The sequence below is a fragment of the Methylobacterium sp. WL7 genome, from assembly GCF_008040085.1.
Classification (GTDB): Bacteria; Pseudomonadota; Alphaproteobacteria; order Rhizobiales; family Beijerinckiaceae; genus Methylobacterium; species Methylobacterium mesophilicum.
Window position 1 is genome coordinate 99,710 of record NZ_VRVG01000001.1, and the last position, 21,974, is coordinate 121,683.

Annotated in this window: 22 protein-coding genes; 12 read left to right on the forward strand and 10 right to left on the reverse strand. The window is 70.7% G+C overall.

From position 1 onward, the window contains the following. Positions 1–259 precede the first annotated feature (259 nt). The 3 genes from FV233_RS00510 (at position 260) to FV233_RS00520 (ending at position 5,305) form a co-directional block, all read left to right on the forward strand. Positions 260–2,809 (forward strand): PAS domain-containing sensor histidine kinase, encoded by a 2,550-nt coding sequence (locus tag FV233_RS00510; RefSeq protein WP_147896311.1) that lies wholly within the window; start codon positions 260–262, stop codon positions 2,807–2,809. A gap of 73 nt (positions 2,810–2,882) precedes the next feature. Then, positions 2,883–4,115, forward strand: coding sequence for an MFS transporter (locus FV233_RS00515; RefSeq protein ID WP_147896312.1), 1,233 nt, complete (start codon positions 2,883–2,885; stop codon positions 4,113–4,115). A gap of 131 nt (positions 4,116–4,246) precedes the next feature. Next, positions 4,247–5,305: a nucleotidyltransferase domain-containing protein gene (locus tag FV233_RS00520; RefSeq protein WP_147896313.1), complete on the forward strand. Its 1,059-nt coding sequence runs from the start codon at positions 4,247–4,249 to the stop codon at positions 5,303–5,305. Between the two features lie 24 nt (positions 5,306–5,329). Here the strand turns inward: FV233_RS00520 and tolB are convergent, their stop codons facing one another. The 4 genes from tolB to tolQ all read right to left on the reverse strand — a co-directional run bounded on the left by tolB (position 5,330) and on the right by tolQ (position 9,254). After that, complete coding sequence (tolB, locus tag FV233_RS00525; RefSeq protein ID WP_147896314.1) at positions 5,330–6,688, reverse strand: Tol-Pal system beta propeller repeat protein TolB; 1,359 nt, start codon at positions 6,686–6,688, stop codon at positions 5,330–5,332. 65 nt (positions 6,689–6,753) lie between these two features. Continuing rightward, positions 6,754–8,055 carry a cell envelope integrity protein TolA gene (gene tolA / locus FV233_RS00530; RefSeq protein ID WP_147896315.1) on the reverse strand — a complete coding sequence of 434 codons (1,302 nt, stop codon included), beginning with the start codon at positions 8,053–8,055 and terminating at the stop codon, positions 6,754–6,756. A 10-nt stretch (positions 8,056–8,065) separates the two neighbouring features. Continuing rightward, positions 8,066–8,512, reverse strand: a complete 447-nt coding sequence (locus FV233_RS00535; RefSeq protein ID WP_147854680.1) for an ExbD/TolR family protein — start codon at positions 8,510–8,512, stop codon at positions 8,066–8,068. A gap of 25 nt (positions 8,513–8,537) precedes the next feature. Then, a complete protein-coding gene (tolQ, locus tag FV233_RS00540) occupies positions 8,538–9,254 on the reverse strand; it encodes a protein TolQ (RefSeq protein ID WP_147854681.1) in 717 nt (238 codons plus the stop codon). A gap of 328 nt (positions 9,255–9,582) precedes the next feature. On the opposite strand from tolQ, the gene FV233_RS00545 reads away from it, so the two are divergent. Continuing rightward, a complete protein-coding gene (locus FV233_RS00545) occupies positions 9,583–10,371 on the forward strand; it encodes an aldolase/citrate lyase family protein (protein ID WP_147896316.1) in 789 nt (262 codons plus the stop codon). A gap of 9 nt (positions 10,372–10,380) precedes the next feature. Here FV233_RS00545 and ybgC read toward each other — a convergent pair whose 3' ends face one another. The 3 genes from ybgC to ruvB form a co-directional block, all read right to left on the reverse strand. Then, a complete protein-coding gene (gene ybgC / locus FV233_RS00550; RefSeq protein WP_147854683.1) occupies positions 10,381–10,827 on the reverse strand; it encodes a tol-pal system-associated acyl-CoA thioesterase in 447 nt (148 codons plus the stop codon). Positions 10,828–10,973: 146 nt separating this feature from the next. Further along, positions 10,974–11,699: a DUF4142 domain-containing protein gene (locus tag FV233_RS00555; RefSeq protein ID WP_147896317.1), complete on the reverse strand. Its 726-nt coding sequence runs from the start codon at positions 11,697–11,699 to the stop codon at positions 10,974–10,976. A 366-nt stretch (positions 11,700–12,065) separates the two neighbouring features. Then, positions 12,066–13,115, reverse strand: a complete 1,050-nt coding sequence (gene ruvB, locus FV233_RS00560; RefSeq protein ID WP_147854170.1) for a Holliday junction branch migration DNA helicase RuvB — start codon at positions 13,113–13,115, stop codon at positions 12,066–12,068. Positions 13,116–13,372: 257 nt separating this feature from the next. Between ruvB and FV233_RS00565 the strand changes: the two genes are divergently transcribed. Beyond that, positions 13,373–13,612 carry a hypothetical protein gene (locus FV233_RS00565; protein ID WP_147896318.1) on the forward strand — a complete coding sequence of 80 codons (240 nt, stop codon included), beginning with the start codon at positions 13,373–13,375 and terminating at the stop codon, positions 13,610–13,612. Positions 13,613–13,754: 142 nt separating this feature from the next. After that, positions 13,755–14,087: a hypothetical protein gene (locus FV233_RS00570; RefSeq protein ID WP_147896319.1), complete on the forward strand. Its 333-nt coding sequence runs from the start codon at positions 13,755–13,757 to the stop codon at positions 14,085–14,087. On the opposite strand, the gene FV233_RS00575 is transcribed toward FV233_RS00570, so the two are convergent. Next, positions 14,059–14,415 (reverse strand): hypothetical protein, encoded by a 357-nt coding sequence (locus FV233_RS00575; protein ID WP_147896320.1) that lies wholly within the window; start codon positions 14,413–14,415, stop codon positions 14,059–14,061. The two genes, FV233_RS00570 and FV233_RS00575, sit on opposite strands and share 29 nt — an antisense overlap. Positions 14,416–14,492: 77 nt before the next feature. On the opposite strand from FV233_RS00575, the gene FV233_RS00580 reads away from it, so the two are divergent. Together FV233_RS00580 and FV233_RS00585 are read left to right on the forward strand one after the other, a co-directional pair. After that, entirely contained in the window at positions 14,493–15,389 is an 897-nt protein-coding gene (locus tag FV233_RS00580; protein ID WP_147896321.1) for a diguanylate cyclase, read from the forward strand. A gap of 214 nt (positions 15,390–15,603) precedes the next feature. Beyond that, the gene (locus FV233_RS00585) at positions 15,604–16,272 is read left to right on the forward strand and encodes a response regulator transcription factor (protein ID WP_147854175.1); all 669 of its coding nucleotides are present in this window, start codon (positions 15,604–15,606) and stop codon (positions 16,270–16,272) included. A 207-nt stretch (positions 16,273–16,479) separates the two neighbouring features. On the opposite strand, the gene FV233_RS00590 is transcribed toward FV233_RS00585, so the two are convergent. Further along, on the reverse strand, positions 16,480–17,712 hold the full coding sequence (locus FV233_RS00590; RefSeq protein ID WP_147896322.1) for a DNA topoisomerase IB: 1,233 nt from the start codon (positions 17,710–17,712) through the stop codon (positions 16,480–16,482). 134 nt (positions 17,713–17,846) lie between these two features. Between FV233_RS00590 and FV233_RS00595 the strand changes: the two genes are divergently transcribed. From FV233_RS00595 to FV233_RS00610, 4 genes are all read left to right on the forward strand, one after another. Next, complete coding sequence (locus FV233_RS00595; protein WP_147896323.1) at positions 17,847–19,010, forward strand: glycosyltransferase family 4 protein; 1,164 nt, start codon at positions 17,847–17,849, stop codon at positions 19,008–19,010. A gap of 2 nt (positions 19,011–19,012) precedes the next feature. Further along, the gene (locus FV233_RS00600) at positions 19,013–19,672 is read left to right on the forward strand and encodes a 50S ribosomal protein L11 methyltransferase (RefSeq protein ID WP_147896324.1); all 660 of its coding nucleotides are present in this window, start codon (positions 19,013–19,015) and stop codon (positions 19,670–19,672) included. A 213-nt stretch (positions 19,673–19,885) separates the two neighbouring features. Further along, positions 19,886–20,458: an NAD(P)H-dependent oxidoreductase gene (locus FV233_RS00605; protein ID WP_238262530.1), complete on the forward strand. Its 573-nt coding sequence runs from the start codon at positions 19,886–19,888 to the stop codon at positions 20,456–20,458. A gap of 147 nt (positions 20,459–20,605) precedes the next feature. Then, on the forward strand, positions 20,606–21,232 hold the full coding sequence (locus FV233_RS00610; protein ID WP_147896325.1) for a cytochrome b: 627 nt from the start codon (positions 20,606–20,608) through the stop codon (positions 21,230–21,232). On the opposite strand, the gene FV233_RS00615 is transcribed toward FV233_RS00610, so the two are convergent. Beyond that, a partial coding sequence (locus tag FV233_RS00615; RefSeq protein ID WP_246689879.1) for an AprI/Inh family metalloprotease inhibitor occupies positions 21,233–21,974 on the reverse strand: 742 nt, incomplete at its 5' end.

The following is a 21,974-nucleotide window of genomic DNA, read 5'->3' on the forward strand; positions in this document are numbered from 1 at the left end:
CGGGCCCTTTCGTTTGTCAACCCGTTTGAGCGCCAACGCACTGTGTCTTCTGAGTGTCGTTAACGGATGATTGTGAGCCCTCGGCGTATAGCCACGCTTCGTTCCCCTTCCGGCTGGATTCCGCCGCACGGTAAGGTGCAGTCGAATCTTAGATCGGTGGGTCCGCGAGGGTTCGAGAGAATCGTCGCGGGGACGGTGCGTTTCGCGCCGCGCGGTTGCACGCGCATGTCGGATCGCCAGGGGTGGGGGCAGGGCTATCATGGGTGTCGGTCGTGCCGCGCACGTTCGAATCTGCGTGGGTGCGCTCACATTGACGGCGGCGAGCGCTGCGCTCGCCGAACTGCCCGAGACCGCGACCACGCACGCGCCGCGTGAGATGCACAGCGTCGCCGCCCTGGCGATCTTCGGCGGCCTCGTCGCCTTCGCGGTGATCCTGTCGCTGCTTCACCTCTACGAGCGCGGGCGCTGGACCCGCCGGGAGCGGGAGCTGGCCGGCGCCCTCGACGTGCTCCGCGGCGCGCACGACCGCGCCGAGATGCTGCTCAACGCCGAGCGCCAGGTCATCGTCACCTGGGACCGGCGCAGCGAGCCGGTGGTCGAGGGCGACATCAGCCTGGCGATCTACGGCGAGCGGCCGACCTCGGGCTATGCCCGCCGCGTCCTGGCCTTCGGTACCTGGCTGGTCGCGTCAGACGCCGCCGCGGTCGAGGCCGCGGTCGAGACCCTGCGGGCGCGGGGCACGAGCTTCTCCTTGAGCCTGCGCACCCAGACCGGGCGCAGCATCGACGCCCACGGGCAGGCGGTGGCCGGCCGCGCGCTGCTGCGCCTGCGCGAGACCAGCCATGAGCGCTGCGAGATCGCCGACCTGCGCGCGACCCTGGACGAGACCCGCCGCGGCCTGTCGGCGCTGGCCGGGCTCCTCGACGCGATCCCGCAGCCGGTCTGGCGGCGCAACCGCGAGGGTGGGCTGAGCTGGGTCAACGCGGCCTACGCGGCGGCCGTCGAGGCCGAGACTCGCGAGGCCGCTCTCGACGGCGGCGTCGAGCTGTTCGACCGTCCGGCCCGCGAGGCGATCATCCGCGACGAGGCGGCGCGCGCCGCCGGCCTGACCCGGACGGTGCCGCGGCTCTCGGCCGTGGTGGCCGGCAGCCGGCGCATGCTCGACGTGTTCGAGACCACCCTGGACAGCGGCCGGGTCGGGATCGCCATCGACGTCTCAGAGCTTGAGAGCGTCCGCGCCGACCTGCAGCGCCAGATGAACGCGAACGTCCGCACCCTGGACCAGTTGCCGACCGCGGTGGCGATGTTCGACGTCTCGCAGCGGCTGATCTTCCACAACGCCGCCTACCGCCAGCTCTGGGACCTCGATCAGGCCTTCCTCGACAGCCGCCCCTCCGACGGCGAGATCCTCGACCATCTCCGGGCCGAGCGGAAGCTGGAGGAGCAGGCGGATTTCCGCGGCTGGAAGCAGGGCGTGCTCGCCGCCTACCGGGCCGCCGAGGCCAACCAGAGCTGGTGGTACCTGCCCGACGGACGAACGCTCCGCGTCGTGGCCGACCCCAACCCGCAGGGCGGCCTGACCTACCTGTTCGACGATGTCTCCGACAGCCTGAACGCCGAGACGCGCTACATCGCCCTGCGCCGCCTCCAGGCCGAGACCCTCGACACCCTGGCCGAGCCGGTGGCGGTGTTCGGGGCCGACGGGCGGATGACGCTCGCCAACCGGGCGTTCTGCACGGTCTGGCGCCTCGATCCGGCGACCGTCGAGGAGCGGCCGCATGTCGATGCCGTCATCGCCGCCTGCCGGTCGCTCGCACCGGCCGAGGAGCCGTGGCTCGACATCCGCGACGCGGTGGTCGGCCTCGAATCGCGCACCGCCCAGTCCTGCCGCCTGGAGGTGGTGGACGGCACGGTTCTCGACTGCGCAGCGCAGCCGCTGCCCGAGGGCGCGACCCTGCTGACCCTGATCGACGTCACCGCGAGCGTGAACGTCGAGCGGGCGCTGACCGAGAAGAACGACGCGCTCGAGAAGGCCGCGCAGCTGCGCGACACCTTCGTGCACCACGTCTCCTACGAACTGCGCTCGCCGCTCACGAACATCATCGGCTTCACGCAGCTGCTCGGGGACGAGACGGTCGGTGCGCTCAACGACCGCCAGCGCGAATATTCTGACCACATCATGCGCTCGTCTGCGGCGCTGCTGGTCATCATCAACGACATCCTCGACCTCGCCTCGATCGATGCCGGCTCGCTGGAGCTTCAGCGGGAGGAGGTCGACGTGCAGACCACGATCGAGGCCGCCCTGCGCGGCATCGAGGACCGGTTGGCCGAATCCCACATCACCCTGGCCCTCGACGTGCCCGAGGATATCGGCAGCGTCCACGCGGACGGGAAGCGCATCCGCCAGATCCTGTTCAACCTGCTCTCCAACGCCGTCGGCTTCTCGGATGCCGGGCAGCGGGTCGAGGTCCGCGCCCGCCGGGACGCGCAGGAGCTGATCCTGAGCGTGCGCGACCACGGCCGCGGCATGCCGCCGGAGATCGCCGATTCGGTCTTCAACCGCTTCGAGAGCCACACGCTGGGCACCCGCCATCGCGGCGTCGGGCTCGGCCTGTCGATCGTGCGGTCCTTCGTCGAGCTCCATGGCGGGCGGGTCCTCCTGGAGACCGCGCCCGGGGCCGGGACCCAGGTGACCTGCATCTTCCCGCTCTTCCCGTTTGACGGGTCGCATCGCGAGCATCCCGAACGACGACCCGCCACGGCCCCGACCGTGATCGCCGTGCGCAAGCCGGGCCTGGCGGTCCACTGAGGCCGACGGCGAGCGGGGCGATCCGTTTTCGCGCCGGGCTTGATTAATCCCCCGGCCGGGCTCAGCAGGGCGCATGTCCGACACAGATCGTTCCGGCTGGGCCGTCTTCGGTATCGGGGACTTCCGGCTGTTCGGCTCGGCTCGCTTTCTCACGGGCCTCGCGTATCAGATGCAGGCGGTGGCGATCGGCTGGTTCGTCTACGACCTGACCCATTCCGCGCTGGCGCTGGGCCTCGTTGGGCTGGCGGGTTTCCTCCCCGCGGTGATCTGCGCCCTGATCACCGGCCACGTGGCGGACGCCTATGACCGCCGCCTCGTGGGCGCTGCGGCGTTCGGACTCCAGAGCCTGGCGAGCTTCGGCCTGCTCGCCTACGCGCTGGCCGGCCTCCAGGCGATCTGGCCGATCTACGCCCTGGTGATCGTTGTCGGCACCGCGCGGGCCTTCGCCAACCCCGCCCTGCAGGCGCTGCTGCCGACCTTGGTACCGGGGCCGCAATTCGGCTCGGCCATCGCATGGAACGCCTCGCTCTGGCAGAGCGCGTCGGTCATGGGCCCGGCGCTCGGCGGCCTGCTCTACGCACTCGGGCCGTCGGTCGTGTTCGGCGGCGCGGCGGCGAGCTTCGCGCTGGCGAGCGTCCTGACCGGGCTGATCCGGTTCCGGCCCGCTGCCGTGACCGAGCGGCCGCCGATCACCTGGGCGGCCCTCTCGGCCGGCATCGGCTACATCCGCTCGCAGCCGGTGGTGCTGGGGGCGATCAGCCTCGACCTGTTCACCGTCCTGCTGGGCGGCGCCACCGCGCTCCTGCCGATCTATGCCGGCGAGGTGCTGCATGTCGGCCCGCTGGGGCTCGGCGCGCTCCGCAGCATGCCGGCCTTCGGGGCCGTCACCATGGCAATCCTGCTCGCCTACCGGCCCTTGCGCCGTCATGCCGGGATCCGGATGCTCCGGGCCTGCGCGCTGTTCGGTGCGGCCACCGTCGTGTTCGGCCTCTCGACCTCGCTGGCACTGTCGATGGCCTGCCTGTTCGTGACCGGCGCCGCCGACATGATCTCGGTCTACGTCCGCCAGACCTTCGTACAGGGCGAGACCCCGGACGCCATGCGCGGCCGGGTCTCGGCGGTGAACACGGTGTTCATCGGCGCCTCGAACGAACTCGGCGAGTTCGAATCGGGCGTGCTCGCCGCTGCGATCGGGGCGGTCCCGGCAGTGGTGGCGGGCGGCGCCGCGACGATCGCGGTCGCGCTGCTCTGGGGCCGGTTCTTCCCGGCCTTGCGGGCGCGGGACCGGTTGCAGGTGAAGGGATAGCGGCCGGCCATTATCCCTTCGAGGCCAGTATCACGATTAGAAAGGGATAATGCATTCCCTTTCAACATCTTGCGCCGGACGTGACATGTGCTATCAAACCAAGCCCGTCGAAAAGGGCTTGGAATCGAGCCATGCTGTTCACCGACTTGAATGGCGATCAAGCCCGACAGACGATCGACACGGAGCAGGTCTTCGGGGCCTACGTTGCGGCCCGCACCGAGCTCGATCACCGCTATGTGGGTTCAATGGCTTGGAAGACGGTGGGCTCGCATACGTACCTGTATCGGAAGCGACAGGGCGTCTGGAAATCTCTCGGTGCCCGCTCGTCCGGCACGGAGGAAATCCACCGCGGCTACCATGAAGGCCGCGCGGATCTGCAGGATCGAATCGCAAACCTCTCCGCCCGCATGGACGCGATGGCCCCGGTCAACCGCGCGCTCCGACTCGGGAGAATGCCCATCATCGCGGCCCGTGTCCTGCGCCGCCTGACTGAGACGCGGCTCTACGGTCCCGTCGTCGGGGTCGTCGGTACCAACGCCCTATACGCCTATGAACGCCTCGCAGGCGTTCAGATTGCAGGCCCGCAACTCGCGACGGGCGACATCGATCTGCTGTACGACGCCCGAAAAAGCCTGCGCCTCGTTGCGCCGGAGGCGGTGGCAGGCGGATTGCTGGCCGAACTGCGAAAGGTCGATCGCTCGTTTACGGTCATCGGAAATCCTGGCTTCCGCGCCGTCAACCGAGACGGTTACTTGGTCGATCTGATCATGCCGGCCGGGAAGGATCCGATACGGCCTCCGGTTCGCAATCGCATCGGATCGGCCTCGGATGAATTGCAGGCGGTCGAGATCGAGGGGCTCGCGTGGTTGGTCAACAGCCCGAAGACCGCCGTCACGGCGATCGATGCAAGGGGCTATCCGGTGCAGATGTGGGTAATCGACCCGCGCGCCTTCGCGCTCCACAAGGCATGGCTCTCAACCAGGGGCGACCGCGATCCGCTGAAACGAACGCGCGATGCCGCGCAGGCCGATCTCGTCGCGTCTTTGATTCGGACGCGGCTGCCCCGATTGCCGTTCGACGACCCTGCGCTCAGAGCCCTCCCGCGCGCCCTGCGCGATCTGGCCGATACGATCGGCAAGCCACCGGCGCCCGAAGATGCCGACGCTAAACGGTCGGAGCCCGACTGGTAGCCGGGCTCCATAGTCCCAAACGCCTCAGCGCCCGGCCAGCAGTGGCGACCAGGTCGGGTCGGAGGCGTAGGACGGCGTCGGGATCGGCTGCTCGACCTTGCCGGTGATGTCGACCATGAACAGCTTGCCGCCGCCCTGGCCGCCCGGGTCGCGGAAGAACAGCACGTACTGGCCGTTCGGCGCGAAGGTCGGCCCCTCGTTGTGGTAGCCCTCGGTCAGGACGCGCTCGCCGGTGCCGTCGGGCTTCGACACGCAGATGGCGAAGCCGCCGTTGCGCTGGCGGGTATAGGCGATCAGGTCGCCGCGGGGCGACCACGCCGGCTGCGAGGCCGAGCCCGCCCCGAAGGTGATGCGGTGTGGGTTCGAGCCGTCCGCGCCCATCACGTAGACCTGCTGCGAGCCGCCGCGATCCGATTCGAACGCGATCTGCGAACCGTCCGGGGCGTAGGTCGGCGAGGTGTCGATCGCCATGCCGTTGGTGACCGAGCGCTGGGCCTTCGTGGCGATGTCCATCGTCACGATGTCGGCGTTCCCGCCCTGCTGCACGCTCATCACCAGGCGACGGCCGTCCGGCGAGAAGCGCGGGCTGGCGCTCATCGAATCGACGTTCCCGAGCGCCTGGCGGGCGCCGGTCTCCAGGTTGATCACCTGGACGCGCGGCTGGTGCCCGGTGGCCTGGGACATGAACGCGATGTCCTGCGTGGCCGGCGAGTAGCGCGGCGCGACGATCGAGGTCTCGCCGCTGGTGATCGCCCGGACGTTGGCGCCGTCCTGGTCCATCACCATCAGGCGCTTGCGCCGGTTCTCCTTGGGGCCGCTCTCGTCCACGAAGGCGATGCGGCTGTCGAACCAGGGGCCGAGGCCGGTGATCTTGGTGTAGACCGCGTCCGAGATCAGGTGGCCGGTGCGCCGGGCGTTGGCGGTGTCGGTGCCGTATTGCTGGCCGGTCATCTGCTGGCCCGAGGTTACGTCCCAGAGACGGAACTCGACCTTGAGCTTGCCCGAGGCGTCCCGCGAGACGCGGCCCGTCACGAGACCCTGCACGCCGGTGGCGCGCCATTTCTCGAAGTTCGGTGCGGCGTCGAAATTCGGCTGCTCGGGGAATCGGGCGTGGTCGAGGGGCGTGAAGTAGCCCGAGCGGCGCAGGTTGTTGGTCACCACGCCGGAGACGAGGCCGCCGAGGCTCGGGTCGCCGCCGAAATCCGCGATGGCGATCGGCAAGGGCTGGAAGTTGCCGCCGCCGATACGCAGCTGCAGCTGCGCCTGGGCCGGGGCCGCGAAGCCGACGGCGACCGTCAGCAGCGCGAGAAACGCGACGATGGGCGCGATCAGGCGCGCGGCTGAGGGCGCCGGAAGGCGCCCGGCGGAGGAAGTGCTGTGCATGGGTCGGATCCGAAGTGGCGATCAGACGGGGAGGCGGGTGACGGCAGGCGGCGCGGGTGGCGATATCAGGTCGCCGTGAATTCGAACTCCGCGTTGATGGCCTTCCAGTCGTTGTAGTACGGCGCGTAGGTGGCCGGAATGTTATACGGCGCACAGCGGCGCACCGCCCGGAGCGCGGCCTGCGCGATCGACTGGTCCACCCCGCTGGAACCGCCCCGCATGATCCGCGGCTCGGTGCTGAGCGAGCCGTTCGGGTTCAGCCGGATGTCGAGCACCGGCAGCACCACCCCCTGGGCGGCGCCCGGAGGCGCGGAGTAGCAGCGCTCGATCTGCTGCTGCAGCAGGCCGACCAGCGCGTCGCGCAGGGATGGCGACAGGCGCTGCGCGGTGCCGGTCGCGGCGCCCAGGGCCGCGACCTTCTGCACCGTATGGCCGGTCGCGCCGGTCGATTGCGACGGCGCCTTCGAGGCCAGCACCGAGCGGATGTCGCCGGCGTTGAACTTGTCGGCGAGCTCGGCCTGCTTGCGCGCCTTGGCCTCGCCGTCGGCCTTGGCCTTCGCGTCCGCCATCGCCTTGGATTTCGCCTTGGCGGCGGCCTCGGCCTTGGCGGCGGCTTCCGCCTTCTCGTGCGCGGCCTTGGCCTCGGCCATCTCCTTCTGGCGCTCGGCCTCTGCCTCGGCAGCCTTCCGGGCGGCTTCCCGGGCGGCCTCGGCCTTGGCGGCATCCGCCTTGGCCTTGGCCTCCGCCTTCGCGGCGGCGGCCTTCGCGGCTGCAGCCGCGGCTTCCGCCTCCTGCCGCTCGATCAGCTTGTCGAGCTGCTCGCGCTTCTCGGCCTCGGCCTTGGCGGCCGCCTTCGCCTCGGCCTTGGCCGCCGCGGCCTTCTCGGCGGCGGCGGCCTTGTCGGCCGCAGCCTTCTCCGCGGCTTTCTCCGCGGCCTTCTCAGCCGCCTTGGCGGCAGACTTCTCGGCCTCGCGCTTCTCCTCGGCGGCCTTGGCGGCTTTCGCCACCTCCTGCGGATCCGGCTCGGCGCGCAGGGGCATCTCGTCCGCGTTGGCGAGCTTCATCTCGGCCGTGCGCTTGGGCGCGGTCGGCGCGTCGGTCTTGGCGTTCTCGGGCTCGCGATCCTCGACCTTCTCGGCCTGGCGGTCGGCCCGCGGCTGGGCGTTCGGCATCGGCTTGTCGGCCTGCCGCTCGCCCTTGGTGATCTCGGAGAACTGGTTCTCGGTGATCACCTCGACGGGCACGCCCTCCTGCGTCTCGGGCAGGGCCGGGGCCGCCACGCTGAACAGCGCGAAGGCCAGCAGCGCCACGTGGGTGCCGGCGGAGATCCAGACACCCGGTTCCTTGCGGTCGAAGTGGAACTCCACGGTCCGGACCCTACTGATGCTCTGGCTCGGTCACGAGGGCGACCTTCTTGAAGCCGCCGCCGGTCACGATCGCCATCACCTGGGCGACGCGGCCGTAATCGACCCGCTTGTCGCCGCGAACGAACACACGCTCCTCGGTGCCGGTCTTGGCGGTCTCGAGCAGCTTCGGGATGATCGTGTCGTCGGTCAGCTCGTCCTCACCGAGGAAGACCTGGCCGGTCTGCCGGATCGAGATCGTCACCGGCTTCACGTCGGAATTGAGCGGCGAGGCCTTCGATTGGGGCAGATCGAGGGGCACGCCCACCGTCATCATCGGCGCCGCGACCATGAAGATGATCAGCAGCACCAGGACGACGTCGATGAACGGCGTCATATTGATCTCGTTGATCGGCCCGCCGCGCCGGCCCCTGCGCCGCCGCCGCTTGCCGCCGTGGGATGCGCCCGCCGCCATGCTCATGGATCAATCTCCTGGATCGGCCCGGTCAGGCGGCGAGCGAGAGGCGCTCGTCGATCTGGCGCGAAAGGATCGCGGAGAACTCGTCGGCGAAACCCTCCAGCCGCGATTGCGACTTCGAGACCTCGGCCTGGAGCTTGTTGTAGGCGAGCACCGCCGGGATCGCGGCGAACAGGCCGATCGCGGTGGCGAACAGCGCCTCGGCGATGCCGGGGGCGACGACGGCCAGCGAGGTGTTCTTGGAGGCCGCGATCGAGGTGAACGCGGTCATGATGCCCCAGACGGTACCGAACAGGCCGATATACGGGCCGGCCGAGCCGATCGAGGCCAGGAACAGCAGGCGCGATTCGAGCCGCTCGACCTCGCGCTGGATGGTGACGTCGAGCTGCTTCTCGATGCGCTGGGACAGGGACTGCACCTGACGGCCCGAGCCCTCGAACGAGCGCTTCCACTCGCGCATGGCGGCCACGAACACCGCCGCCAGCCCGGTGGCCGGGCGGTCGTTGAACGAGCGGAACAGCTCCTCCAGGGAGCGGCCGGACCAGAACGCGTCCTCGAACGCGTCCATCTCGGCCTTGGTGCGCCGGAACAGCAGCGTCTTGTCGACGATGATCGTCCAGCACCAGATCGAAGCGCCGAGCAGCCCCACCATCACGATCTTCACAACGAAGTGGGCCTGCAGGAACAGCCCGAGCAGCGTCATGTCGGCGACAGGCGCGGCCTGCATCGCGTCGGCTGGGTTCATCCGTCGAGGTCTCCTGCTCCGGATCGCGATGCGCCGGGCGAGGCCCGCGTCCGCCGGATCCGTGAGCGATATCAATGCTATCGTCCGCGAATCTGTCGAAAGTAAGGGCCGTCTTCACCCCGTAATCGGGCGGCATCGCACCGACTTCGTTAAGGGCGCGACAGGGTTAAGGATCGGTTTCGATCGGGGCGATCCTAGGGCATTCCAGGACATCGGCCGCGGTATGGGTCGCGTGGCGCCCGGCCGAGACTGGACCTCGCGAAACCGGGCCCGTTATTCTCATCCCTACGGCGAACCCGTCGCCGCGAGCCTCAGTCCAGGACGTGTCATGACCCTGCCCGTTCCGAGCCTCCACGGCCTGCTGCCCGCCGAGCCGGCCCGATTCCTCGGCTGGTCCTGCATCGCCGACCCGACCATCGCCGGAGCCCTGGCGCGCTCCGGCTTCGACGCCGTGCTCCTCGACCAGCAGCACGGCGCGCACGATTACCACTCCTGTTGTGCGGCGATCATCGAGGTGGCGCTGGCCGGCAAGCCGAGCCTGGTGCGGATCCCGGTCGGCGACTTCGCCATGGCGTCGCGGATGCTGGATGCCGGCGCCGCGGGCATCGTCGCGCCGATGATCAACAGCGTGGCGGACGCGCAGGCGCTGGCGGCCGCCACCAAATATCCGCCGGTCGGCCAGCGGAGCTGGGGGCCGGATCGCGCCATGTGGATGTCGGGCCAGAGCGACGCGACCGAGTTTCTCGCCGGCGCCAACGCCCGGGCGCTGACCATCGCCATGTGCGAGACCGCGGAGGCGATCGACGCGCTGGAGCCGATCCTGGCCCTGCCGGGCATCGACGGCATCCTGGTCGGCCCGGCCGACCTGTCGATCGCCCTGTCCAAGGGAAAGGCCATCGACCCGGCCGGCGCAGCGGTCACGGCCGCCCTCGGCGAGATCGTGCGCAAGACCCGGGCTGCCGGCAAATTGCCCTGCGCCTTCTCGCCGTCGCCCCTGCGGGCCCGGGAGATGGTCGCGATGGGCTTCCAGCTGGTCTCGGTCGAGTACGACGCGATGACCATCGTCAACGCCTTCGCCAAGCTGCTGCGCGACGCCGACCCGACGCGGGTCGCCTGACCGGACGCGTCAGGCTTCTCCGGACGGGGCGAGCAGCCGGCGCAGGGCCTCCGGCAGCCGGATGGCGCGGCCGTCGCGCACGCAGGCGACCGTGACGTCGGCGGCGACCAGCAGATCGTCGCCGCGCCGCACCTCCTGGGCGAGCTGCATCGAGGCGCCGCGCAATTGCCGGGTCCGGGTCACGATGGTGAGCTGGTCGTCCATGCGGGCGGGGCGGATGAAGTCGAGCGCCATCCGCCGGACCACGAAGACGAGGCCGCGGGCCTCCCGGTGCAGATCGGATTGATCGCCCGCCAGACCCCGGAGCAGCTCGGTCCGGCCGCGCTCCAGGAAGCGCAGGTAGCTGGCGTGATAGACGAAGCCCGAGAAGTCGGTGTCCTCGTAGTAGACGCGCACGCCCAGGCGATGGGGGGCGTCATCCGTCGGCGCGCCGGTGGGGGAGGTCTGTGCGCTCATCGAAAATCGTCTACGGCATGTTGCGGCCGCGGGGGAAGCAGCCGCCACGCCTCGCGCCGGGTGTTGGGGGATGAACCCGATACCCCTCCGACACGACGAGGGCCGCCCTGGGGCGGCCCTCGCGTGGTCAGGTCTGGACTGAACGATCAGCCGCCGATGCGGGCGGCCAGGCTCGCCGAGTGGGCGTGCTCGTCGGCGATGTAGGGCAGCGCCTCGCTGGCGAAGCGGCGGCCCTGGGCGCTGTCGCCCGACTTGGCGTAGGCGTCATAGAGCGCCAGGGTCTGAGCGTCGGACCGGGCCTGCTGATCGATGTAGGCGCGGTCGAAGGACCGAGCGTTCCGAGCCGACTGCAGCTGGGACAGGCGGGCCTGCCCGCGCTCGCCGAGGGCGACGCGACGACCCGGCTCGGTCGGGCTGTTGTCGACGATGCCGACCGCGCCGAGCGCGCCGCCGACGATGCTGGTGCCGAGGTTCGCCGCGATGGTCACCGGCGCCAGAACGAAGCCGACCGGGTTGCTCAGGTCGGTCTTGATGCCCTGGTTGTCAGAAACGACCGTGCCGTTGCGCGACAGCGAGGTGTTTGGCGGCAGGAGAGCCTCGGTGGTGGCCTTGCGCTCGACCAGCACGCGGTTGGCGTAGTTCCGGACGCGCGGGTTGCGCGAACGCTCGAGGGCGATGCGGCTTGCCTCGATGCTGGCGGCGTCCGAGCGCAGCGCCTCGGCGCGGAAGGCGGGGGTCTCGGTCGCGGCGGCGCCGACGCCCTGCTGGTTGGCGAAGGGCAGGATGCGGATCGGAAGCGCGTCCTGCGCCAGCACCGGGGTCGAGAGCGCGGCAGCGGAAAGGCCGAGGACGGCGAGCGTGAGTGTCTTCATGGAAGAAGGAAGTCCCTGGTGTTCTTATTGATGGCTCAAGGATCCGTCGGGATACAGTGACAAGAGCCACAGTCCCGCGATCCTGCCGGCGCCACGCAGACTGGCGCGGTCGGCATCACAACTGCCGCGTTGTGTGGCTGTTCCGCCGGCGGGATCGCGTTTGCGTGAGCCGAAGGGGGGCGGGATTACGCAAAAGCTTGGCAATATTGTCCGCCCGCCCGGGGAGAAACACTCACCGGTTGAGGCGCTTGGCCATGGTGCGGCGCACAGGTCCGGGGACATCGACCGAGCCGACGCAGGGGGCAACCCATGAACGCGGCGTGAACCAGCCCCGTCCCGACCGCATGGACGGTACGGGGATTCGGCTCAGGCCGCGTCGCCGTCGTCAAACAGACCGTCCTGCTGGCGTCGCGGCTCGGCGAAGCCCATGTGCCGGAACGCGTGCTTGGTCAGCACCCGGCCCCGGGGCGTGCGCTGCACGAAGCCGCGCTGGATCAGGTAGGGCTCGATGATGTCCTCAATCGCGTCCCGCGGCTCGGACAGGGCCGCCCCGATCGTCTCGATCCCCACCGGGCCGCCGCCGAACGAGGTGGCGATCAGCGTCAGGTACTTACGGTCCATCACGTCGAGGCCGACCGAATCGACGTCGAGCAGCTTCAGCGCCCGGTCGGCGATGGCACGCGTCACCGTCTCGGCCTCGGCCACGATTGCGAAGTCACGGACCCGCCGCAGCAGCCGGCCGGCGATGCGGGGCGTACCCCGGGCCCGCCGGGCGATCTCGTTGGCGCCCTCCGGCGACATGCCGAGCCCGAGCACCCGGGCGCCGCGGGCGACGATCTTCTCGAGCTCGTCGATCTCGTAGAATTCGAGCCGGATCGGGATGCCGAACCGGTCGCGCAGAGGCGTCGTCAGCAGACCCGCCCGGGTGGTCGCGCCGACGAGCGTGAACTTCGGTAGCTCGATCTTCACCGAGCGCGCCGCCGGCCCCTCGCCGATGATCAGGTCGAGTTGGTAATCCTCCATGGCCGGGTAGAGGATCTCCTCCACGGCCGGGTTGAGCCGGTGGATCTCGTCGATGAAGAGCACGTCGCGCTCTTCGAGGTTGGTCAGCTGCGCCGCGAGGTCGCCGGCCTTGGCGATGACCGGGCCCGAGGTCGAGCGGAAGTTCACGCCGAGTTCACGGGCCACGATCTGGGCCAGCGTGGTCTTGCCCAGCCCGGGCGGCCCGACGAACAGCACGTGATCGAGGGCCTGGCCGGTCATCTTTGCCGCCTCGATGAAGATCTGCATGTTGGCGCGCGCAGCCTTCTGCCCGATGAATTCGGACAGGCTCAGCGGCCGGATCGTCTGGTCCACGTCCTCGGCGCGCTTCTCGGGCGTCAGGAGCACGTTGGTCGGGGGCTTGGGCTTGCTCATGGACCTTCGCTCGTGGACCGGCTCGCCCGCTGGTTCAGGGGTCCACGGGAGCCGTCGCGTCCGGGCCGTTCCTCCTAATACGCGCCGGCCGCGAAGTCTAAGCGCCCGAGACGTCTCGGCGCCCCACCGGCGCCGTGCCGCAGCACACCCTCCCGCCCGACGCCGACCTGGAAGGCGCGGCATCGATGAAACCGAATTGGCGTGCCGCGCATTCCACTGACGAATCCGCAAACTCGGCCGCAGGGCACTGCTCCACCATGAATATCCGATCGACCGCTTTCGGCGCGGCCAGCGCCCTCCTGCTCTTCTCCGCCGTGTCGCAGGCCGAGGCCGCCCCGGCCGGCACCGAGACCAAGGTCGCCGAGGCCAGCCCGCAGCAGGTCCACCCCGTCGCCGCCATCGAGCGCGAGGATGACGCGACCTGCAGCCGGGCCCGGCGGCGCCTCTGGATCGAGGGCGAGGGCTGGGTGGTCCGCCGGATCACCACCTGCCGCTGAGATCGCGCGCTTCGTTTACGCACTCTGCCGGGGTGGCGGCCCGGAACGGCGGGTGATGGTGTCGGTTTTCCCGGATCGTTCCTGAAGCGCCGAGTCGTCGAAGCGTCGAGTCAGTGCAGCGCAGAGTCCTGGAGCCGCCCCCATGATCACCCGGACAGCCGTCACGCTCCTCACCATTCTCGTGGCGGCACCGGCCTCCGCGCAGGGCATCTACCCCTATGGGTCTGGCCAGGACGGCTTCGCCGGTCCGTTCGTGCGCGGAACCTATATCGGCGCGCCCCTGACCCGGGTGCCGCGGCCGAGTCAGATCGTGCCTGCGCCGTGGAGCTACGGGACCTACGGGGTCCCGACCGTCACCGGCATCGCGGCCGCGCCGGCCCTTCCGCCGACCCTCACGGTCATCAACGCCACCGTACCCGCAACGCGCCGCGCGGCCGGCGCGCAGATCATCTCGGTTCAGGTTCCCCGGCGCTGAGCGCGGCGAACCAGTCGGCGTAGGGCGTGTTCCGGACGAGGTGGCGGTTCAGGTCGGGGGCGTCGTCGCGCCACCAGACCGGGCCTCGCTCGCCCAGTCCGGTCTTCGCTTCGTCGACCGCGGCCCGGGCCGCGGCCAGCGCGGCGGCGGCGTCGGGTTCGCCCTCGCGCTCGGCCCGCTTGGCCGCCTTCACCGCCCGGCGCGCATCCATCAGCCCGGCCACCAGCGCCGCGCGATGCGCCTCCGGCAGGTGCGGGTTGGCGCGCCGCCACAAGCGACCCCGGACCGCGATGTAGCGCAAGTCGGGCGTGGTGAAGACGGCACTCATGCTGGAATTCGCCCTCTCTGTTCGGTCCAAGTTAAGTCTTACCCTGTAGACACCGGAGATCGGGTCCGGGTGATGCCATGCAGATCGTCGTCGTCGATTCGAGCCGTGTCGTCCTCCAGATCATCGCCTCCCTGATCGAGCCGCGCGGACATGAGGTGCACGCGTTCACGGATTCGGAACTGGCGCTGCGACACCTCGCCGCCACCCCGTCGGTCCGGGTCCTGATCACCAGCGTCGAGGTCCGGCCGCTCTGCGGCCTCGAACTCTGCTGGTCCGCACGGCTGCTCGCCGAGGAGCGCAGGCCGCTGCACGTCATCACCATGTCGTCCGCCCGCAACGTCCGCAGCCTGGCCGAGGCCCTCGACAGCGGCGCCGACGACTTCATCGAGAAGCCGCCGAGCGCCGAGGAGCTGAACGCCCGGCTGCGCGCGGCCGAGCGCATGATCACCATGCAGGAAGAGCTGATCCGCCTCGCCGAGACCGATCCGCTCACCGGGGTCTACAACCGGCGGGCCTTCTTCGACCGGGCGCGCATCGCCGCCGAGCAGGGCGGGCGCCCGGCCCGGATCTCGGCGATCCTGGCCGACATCGACCATTTCAAGCGGATCAACGACGAGCACGGCCACGACGTCGGCGACGTCGCCATCAAGGCCATGGCCGAGTTGATCGCCGGCGCCGGCATCGGCGGCCGCCTGGGCGGCGAGGAGTTCGGCATCGTCCTGCCGGGGTGCAGCCTGGACGAGGCGACCGCCCGGGCCGAGCGTCTGCGCGAGGCCGTGCAGGCACTGCGTATCCGTGGCAGCCGGCATGCGATCAACTTCACCAGCAGCTTCGGCGTCAGCACCTGGGTCGAGGGCGACGACGTCACCACCCTGCTCAAGCGGGCCGACCTCGCGCTCTACGCGGCCAAGAGCGGCGGGCGTAACCGCGTCGTGCCGTACCAGGGCGAGGCCACCTTGGCCGTCGCAAGCTGACACGGCCAAGCCGCCCCAGTCTGGCACGCATCGCCGCGGCATGGTTAAAGACGGCAACCCATATTGGCACACCAATTCGGAGCACGAAGACAGGAATCGCCCGAATCCGCGAATATAAAGCTTAATATTCGCCCCAAACTCGTGGAATGGATCTTGGAACTACGCATCCGATCCCGGCCCCTTTGTATCGCCGGGAGACGAAAGGTGCGAGGTCATGAGTACGGCCGTTGGCGTCCTGATCCTGGATGAACCGCAGGACCTGAGCGCGACTGTTCGCGCCACTCTGGAGCATATGCCGGAGTTTCACACGATCGGCGAAGAAGACTTGGACCGGGCCGATGCCGGATCCGCGGTCGCGCTGATCTTCCTCGACGAGATCCGGCTGGCGGATGGGATCGCGCGTCTGGTCGGCCTGAAGGAGCGGCAGCCGAACCTGCGCACCCTCGTGGCCTTCGGGGCGCTCACTGCCGACGATCTCCGGGCGCTGCTGGCGGCGGGTGCCGACGCCTTCGTGGCCCGGTCGAAGTCGCCGCGGGAGCTGGGCGCCGCCCTGCTCGCCCTGGCCGAGGGATCGGAGTGTCTCGTTCCCCCGGAGCAGCAGGCCGTGATGCCGGCAGAGCAGGGCGACAGCCTCGGGCTCACGCCGCGCGAGGCGGAGGTGCTGCGCTTCCTCAGCTCGGGCTTCAGCAACAAGGAGGTCGCCCGCCGCCTCGCGCTCAGCGTGCGGACCGTGGAGACGCACCGGCTCAACCTGCGCCGGAAGACGCAGACCGGACGGCTCAAGGATCTCGTCTCGCTGGCGCGCCAGCTCGGCCTGGCCCCGGTGGTCGACAGCGACCCGAACCGCCGCGGCGGGTCCGGCGGCAACCAGTCCCGGCATTGACCGGGATCCCGGGCAGCCCCACGCGGGGGCTGCCCCCCCTACGACGCGTCGGACCCGCGTACCCTTCCCCGAGCGCATGCCGCGTCAGCGGAACGCGACCCGGGACCCAGCATGAAACGACGCGCTGCGTCCGCGTTGTTCTCGATCGTGCCGCTACGCGGCGCTGTCCGTGCTGGGTCCCGGATCACCTTCCCCTGACGTTCCAGATTACGTGGCACCGGCGTGCGTGGCGGTGCGGGACCGCCCGGTGGTTTTCTTGACGGGGGCTGCTGCCTTGGCCCGGGCTGCCGTCCCTCTCGTCTTGCTCCGCTTACGGGCCGGAGCCGCGCCGGGCTTGACCTTCTTGCCCGCCTCGGCGTCGCCCCGCGACGCGGCGAGCCGGGCCTGCAGAAGGCCGAGCACCGCCGCCTCCTCGGAACGGAGCTTGCCGAGGTCCCCGCTCAACTCGGTCTCGACCGCATCCTGCACCTGGATCAGCAGGTCGCCTTCGAGGTAGCAATCGAGGACCTGGGGGTGGATGTAGCACTTCCGGCAGATCGTCGGCGTGTTGCCCAGGCGCCCGGCGACGCTCTCGATGGCCGCGCGGACGTTGCGCTTGGCTCCCGCCTCGCTGTCGAAGCTCTCGAACTCGCGCAGGGCCAGGGCCGCCAGGACCGTCCCGGCCCAGGTCCGGAAATCCTTGGCGGTGAAATCCTCGCCCGTGATCTCGCGCAGGTACGCGTTCACGTCCGACGAGGTCACGTCGCGCTGCACACCCTCGCCGTCGATATACTGGAACAGCTCCTGCCCGGGCAGGTCCTGGCAGGCTTTCACGATCCGGGCGACGCGCCGGTCCTTCAGCGAGACGTCCCAGATCTTGCCGCTCTTGCCCTTGAACCGGAACGACAGCTCGGCCCCCGCGATCCGGACATGCGGATCGCGCAGGGTCGTCAGGCCGTAGCTCTTGTTGGTTCGGGCGTAATCGTCGTTGCCGACCCGGATCAGCGTGGTCTCGAGCAGGTGGACCACCGTGCCGAGCACCTTCTCGCGGCACAGGCCCGGACGCTTCATGTCGGCATCGACCCGCCGGCGGATGCCCGGCAGGGCGTCCGCGAAGGCCATGATGCGCGAGAACTTGTTCTCCTCGCGGGCCTGCCGGAAATCGGCGTGGTAGCGGTACTGCTTGCGCCCCTTCGCGTCCCGGCCGGTGGCCTGGATGTGACCGTTGCCGCGCGGACAGATCCAGACATCGGTGTAGGCCGGGGGGATCGCCAGGGCGCGGATGCGGGCGAGGATCCGCTTGTCGCGCACCGGCGCGCCCTTCGCGTCGAGGTAGCGGAAACCGGTGCCGCTGCGCTTGCGGGTCAGGCCCGGCAGGCCGTCGTCGACGTAGACGAGGCCGGCTTCCTGGGCCGCCGCGCGCAGGGTTGCGCCGGTCTGGTCCGTCTCGGTGTCCGCCATGGCCGCCCCTCCCGGATACGCCGCCGGGATGACGCCCGGCGAGAAGGCCACGGTCAACCGGCGGCGCAGGCGTGCCGTTCCGGGCCTGCGCATCCGCCGCAGGCCGACGCCGCGGGCCGTGCTAGACGGAGCGGATGGACTTCGAACCCGCCCGCGACCCCCTCCCCAATCCCAAGCGAAGCCTGGTCTTCGTGGTCACCGAGGATTGGTTCTTCGCCTCCCACTTCCTGCCGATGGCGCGCGCCGCGATCGGCATGGGCCTGTCGGTCGCCGTCGTCACCCGGGTGCGGGCGCACCGCGCCGCCATCGAGGCGACGGGCGCCCGTGTCGTGCCGCTGGAGGCCGAGCGGGCGAGCCTCAACCCGATGGCGGCCGGCTACGCGGCCGGGCAGCTCGCCGGGATCCTGAAGGCGCTCGACGCCGACATCGTCCACTGCATCGCCCTGCGCAGCATCCTGGTGGGCGGCACCGCGGCCGCCATGGCCGGGATCCCGGCGCGGGTCTACGCGCTGACGGGCCTCGGCCTCGTCGGCGCCCGGGCGGACCGGATCGGGCGCGTCGCCCGGCTCGGGCTGAAGGCGCTGATCCGGGGCCCGCTGGCCTCGGCGCGGACCCGCTTCCTGTTCGAGAACCCGGACGACGCGCTGGCGCTCGGCCTCGACCCGTCCGAGCGGTCCGTGACGGTGGTCGGCGGCGCCGGCGTCGCCCTCGCCGCGTTCGCGCCGCAGCCGATGCCGCCGGCACCGCCCCTGAAGGTCGCCGTGGTGTCGCGCATGCTGTGGTCCAAGGGCGTCGACGTGGCCGTGGAGGCGACCCGCCTGGCCCGGTCCCGGGGCGCGGCCGTGGAGCTCGCCCTGTACGGGGCGCCCGATCCGTCGAACCGCCGCTCGATCGACGCGGCGACGTTGCGGGACTGGAGCCGCGACGGCGTCGCCTGGCACGGCCCGACCGAGGACGTCGCCGCAATCTGGGCCGGCCACCATGTCGCGTGCCTGCCGTCCCGGGGCGGGGAGGGGCTTCCGCGGACCCTGCTCGAAGCCGGCGCCTGCGGCCGGGCGCTCGTCACCACGGATGTCCCGGGCTGCCGCAGCCTCGTGCGCGACGGCATCGAGGGCCTGCTGGTGCCCCCCGGCGACGCCCCGGCGCTCGCCGACGCGCTGGTCCGGCTGTGCAACGATCCGGCCGAGGTCGCGACGTTCGGCGCGGCGGCGCGGGCGCGGATCGAGGCGGGCGGCTTCACCGAGGCCGCCGTCACCGATCGGGTCTGCGCCGTCTGGCGCGACCTGCTGGACGCCTGATCATGCGCGCCCCAGACGATCCGCAGGGCTTCATCCAGGCCAACACGCGGCTGCTGGCGGTGCCCTACGCGCCCGAGATCCGCCTCCACGTCGCCGACGAGGCGACCGAGCTCTGGCAGAAGACCGAGGACGAGTTGCAGGCGATCGGGCTGCCGCCGCCGTTCTGGGCCTTCGCCTGGGCGGGCGGGCAGGCGCTCGCCCGCTACATCCTCGACCATCCCGAGGTGGCCCGCGGACGCCGGGCCGTGGACTTCGCCTCCGGCTCCGGCCTGGTGGCGATCGCCGCCGCCCGCGCGGGCGCGCGGCACGTCGTCGCCAGCGACCTCGACCCGTTCGCCGTGGCGGCGATCGGCATCAACGCGGCCGCCAACGGCGTGGCCGGCCGGATCGACCCGGTCTCGGCCGACCTCCTCGGGACCCGACCGGAGGCCGACCTCGTGCTCGCCGCCGACGTGTTCTACGAGCGCGACCTCGCCCAGGCGGTGACCGCCTGGCTCATCGACCTGCAGGCGGGCGGAGTGACGGTGCTGATCGGCGACCCGGGGCGCACCTACCTGCCGCGCGTGCGCCTGGAATGCCTGGCGACCTACGCGGTGCCGGTCTCCCGCGCCCTCGAAGACGCCGAGATCAAGCAGAGCCACGTCTGGCGGTTGCGGGGGTGAGACGTTGGCCGGCGCGTCGCGCGTCCAATCGATCCGGCCGCGGCATCGAGGCTTCATCCGCGGCCGGAATGCGTTACCGTGCGGCCGGACCGCGAGATGCGGGCGCGCCTTCGAAAGATGCGTCGCCGGGCGCTCGGCGGGCTCGGGATTTGCGCGTGTCCCGCCTCCGGGCGCGCGGCGTCTGAAAGAACATGTCCAGGTGAGCGTCGAGTCGTGAGCGTCAAGCCGAGCCTTCCCCGTGTCGTCGCCTTCTCCGGAAGTGCCAAACGACCGTCGCGGACCCGCGATCTCGTGACGGCGGTCGGCGCCGAGCTCGGGCGGCTGCGCCGGATCGAGCTGACGGTCTTCGATCTGGTCGATGCCGGCCCGGGCATCGGGGCGTCCCTGCGCGCGGACCTGCCGCTGCCGGCGGCCCACCTGATCGCGGCGATCGAGGGGGCGGACGCGCTGATCGTCGGGACGCCGGTCTACCAGGGCGGCTATGCCGGGCTGTTCAAGCACGTGTTCGACTTCGTCGATCCGGCGCGGATGGCGGGCATGCCGGTGGTGCTCACCGCCACGGGCGGCGGCCTGCGTCACGCCCTTGTGGTCGAGCACGGCCTGCGCCCGCTGTTCGGCTTCTTCGCGGCCCACGTCGCGCCGACCTCGGTCTATGCCGGCCCCGAGGACATGGCGGACGGACAGATCACCGACGCGACCGTGGCCGCCCGCCTCGCCACGGCCGCGGTGGAATTGGCCGCGCTGCTGGACGTGGCGCGGGCGATCGACGCCGGCGCGGCGGCCTGACGCGGGAACGTCCCACGTTTGCAGAGGATCCGGAGCGGTTCTACACCGTCAGCCTGGCATCGTTCCAAACCGTGATCGGGCCCGGCGTCGGCTGACGGCGCCTTCCCGTTCAAGCCCGCGGTGGACGAGGCCCATCCGCGAGGGATCATGGCAGGTTCAACCATCTCGGCCGGCAGGAAGGCGGACCGGAAGGCGGGCACGCCGCTTCCCGCCACCTACGTCACGGCGTCCGGCCTGCCGCGCCACCATCCGGTGTCGCAGGCGCTGCACTGGGTCACGGCGGCTCTGGCGCTGGCGGTCCTGCCCCTCGCCTGGGTGGCGGTGAGCCTGCCGCCGGACCCCGCCAAGGGCAGCCTGTTCGTGCTGCACAAGTCGGTCGGGCTGACGATCCTGGCGATCGTGGTCCTGCGGATCGTCTGGCGCATGATCCGGCCGGCACCGCCGGATCCCCTGGTGCCGCGGCTGCTGACGCTGATCGGCCGGGTCAACCATTGGCTGCTCTACGCCATCTTCCTGATCATGCCGATCAGCGGCTACCTGCTGAGCGCGCTCTCGGGACGGTCCACGCCATATTTCTGGCTGTTCACCATCCCGGGCCTGACCAAGGACGACGGCGCGCAGAAGATCGCCGAGTCGATCCACCTCGTCGGGCAATGGTTCGTCTACGCCCTGGTGCTGCTGCACATCGCCGGAACGGCCTGGCACCTCGTGATCCGCCGGGACGGCCTGCTGGAGCGGATGCTCCCGGTCCAGGACGGGCGCGGATCGCGATAATCAATCGACCCGGCGCAGCACGAAGGTCGTGCCGACCTCGGGCTCGCGCCGCCACCGACCGTCGCCGCTCGGCACCAGGTCGATGGTGTGGCCGCGCTTGGCGGTGAGCGTCATGCGGCCGTTGGCGTAGCGCCAGCGGACAGGATCGAACACTTCGAGCCCGCCATCGTGGCAGCCCGGGACCACGTGGACGCCGCCGCCGGCCCCGTCGAGGGTGATCCGGCAGGTGTCGCGCTCCTGGAATCGGTCGAGGGCGTAGGTGCCCGGCGCGGGCCCCGGCGCCGCCGTGGCGGTCGCGGCCGTGGTGCGCTGCAGTTCGGCGGGCACCGACGGCGCCGTCTGCAGCGGAGCGTTCGTCGCGGGCGCCGCCTCGATCCCCGCGATGGCGGGGGGAGCGGGCGGGCGCATCGCCGCGATGTCGAGGGGCACCAGGCTGTAGGTCTCGCCGCCGTCCGGCTTGGCGACGAGGCTGCGCTGGTCCGGACGCCGGACGAATTCGAGGATCGGGCGGACGTTCCGGTCGACCAGGCGCACGCCCCGGTCGCTGAACAACCAGCCGGCGACGCCGTTCACGACCGGCAGGGCGCGCCGGCACCCGGCCGGGAAGCTGATCCTCTGGCCGGACTCGCCGTTCTCGCTCCGCAGGGTCATGACGCAGCGGCGGTTTGTGCCATCGCGCGACAGGTCCCAGGTCCCCGGCACCTCGTTGAGCCGCTCGGGGAGGCTCGGCGGGGCAGGTGGG

What these genes read in the sequence shown, in the direction of transcription:
- FV233_RS00545 (WP_147896316.1), top strand. Translation starts at nt 9,583, where the DNA reads ATGACCCTGCCCGTTCCGAGCCTCCACGGCCTGCTGCCCGCCGAGCCG.
- tolB (WP_147896314.1), bottom strand. Translation starts at nt 6,688, where the DNA reads ATGCACAGCACTTCCTCCGCCGGGCGCCTTCCGGCGCCCTCAGCCGCG.
- FV233_RS00555 (WP_147896317.1), bottom strand. Translation starts at nt 11,699, where the DNA reads ATGAAGACACTCACGCTCGCCGTCCTCGGCCTTTCCGCTGCCGCGCTC.
- FV233_RS00590 (WP_147896322.1), bottom strand. Translation starts at nt 17,712, where the DNA reads ATGGCGGACACCGAGACGGACCAGACCGGCGCAACCCTGCGCGCGGCG.
- ruvB (WP_147854170.1), bottom strand. Translation starts at nt 13,115, where the DNA reads ATGAGCAAGCCCAAGCCCCCGACCAACGTGCTCCTGACGCCCGAGAAG.
- FV233_RS00570 (WP_147896319.1), top strand. Translation starts at nt 13,755, where the DNA reads ATGATCACCCGGACAGCCGTCACGCTCCTCACCATTCTCGTGGCGGCA.
- ybgC (WP_147854683.1), bottom strand. Translation starts at nt 10,827, where the DNA reads ATGAGCGCACAGACCTCCCCCACCGGCGCGCCGACGGATGACGCCCCC.
- FV233_RS00535 (WP_147854680.1), bottom strand. Translation starts at nt 8,512, where the DNA reads ATGAGCATGGCGGCGGGCGCATCCCACGGCGGCAAGCGGCGGCGGCGC.
- FV233_RS00565 (WP_147896318.1), top strand. Translation starts at nt 13,373, where the DNA reads ATGAATATCCGATCGACCGCTTTCGGCGCGGCCAGCGCCCTCCTGCTC.
- FV233_RS00595 (WP_147896323.1), top strand. Translation starts at nt 17,847, where the DNA reads ATGGACTTCGAACCCGCCCGCGACCCCCTCCCCAATCCCAAGCGAAGC.
- FV233_RS00600 (WP_147896324.1), top strand. Translation starts at nt 19,013, where the DNA reads ATGCGCGCCCCAGACGATCCGCAGGGCTTCATCCAGGCCAACACGCGG.
- FV233_RS00520 (WP_147896313.1), top strand. Translation starts at nt 4,247, where the DNA reads ATGCTGTTCACCGACTTGAATGGCGATCAAGCCCGACAGACGATCGAC.
- FV233_RS00610 (WP_147896325.1), top strand. Translation starts at nt 20,606, where the DNA reads ATGGCAGGTTCAACCATCTCGGCCGGCAGGAAGGCGGACCGGAAGGCG.
- FV233_RS00580 (WP_147896321.1), top strand. Translation starts at nt 14,493, where the DNA reads ATGCAGATCGTCGTCGTCGATTCGAGCCGTGTCGTCCTCCAGATCATC.
- FV233_RS00515 (WP_147896312.1), top strand. Translation starts at nt 2,883, where the DNA reads ATGTCCGACACAGATCGTTCCGGCTGGGCCGTCTTCGGTATCGGGGAC.
- FV233_RS00585 (WP_147854175.1), top strand. Translation starts at nt 15,604, where the DNA reads ATGAGTACGGCCGTTGGCGTCCTGATCCTGGATGAACCGCAGGACCTG.
- FV233_RS00575 (WP_147896320.1), bottom strand. Translation starts at nt 14,415, where the DNA reads ATGAGTGCCGTCTTCACCACGCCCGACTTGCGCTACATCGCGGTCCGG.
- tolQ (WP_147854681.1), bottom strand. Translation starts at nt 9,254, where the DNA reads ATGAACCCAGCCGACGCGATGCAGGCCGCGCCTGTCGCCGACATGACG.
- FV233_RS00510 (WP_147896311.1), top strand. Translation starts at nt 260, where the DNA reads ATGGGTGTCGGTCGTGCCGCGCACGTTCGAATCTGCGTGGGTGCGCTC.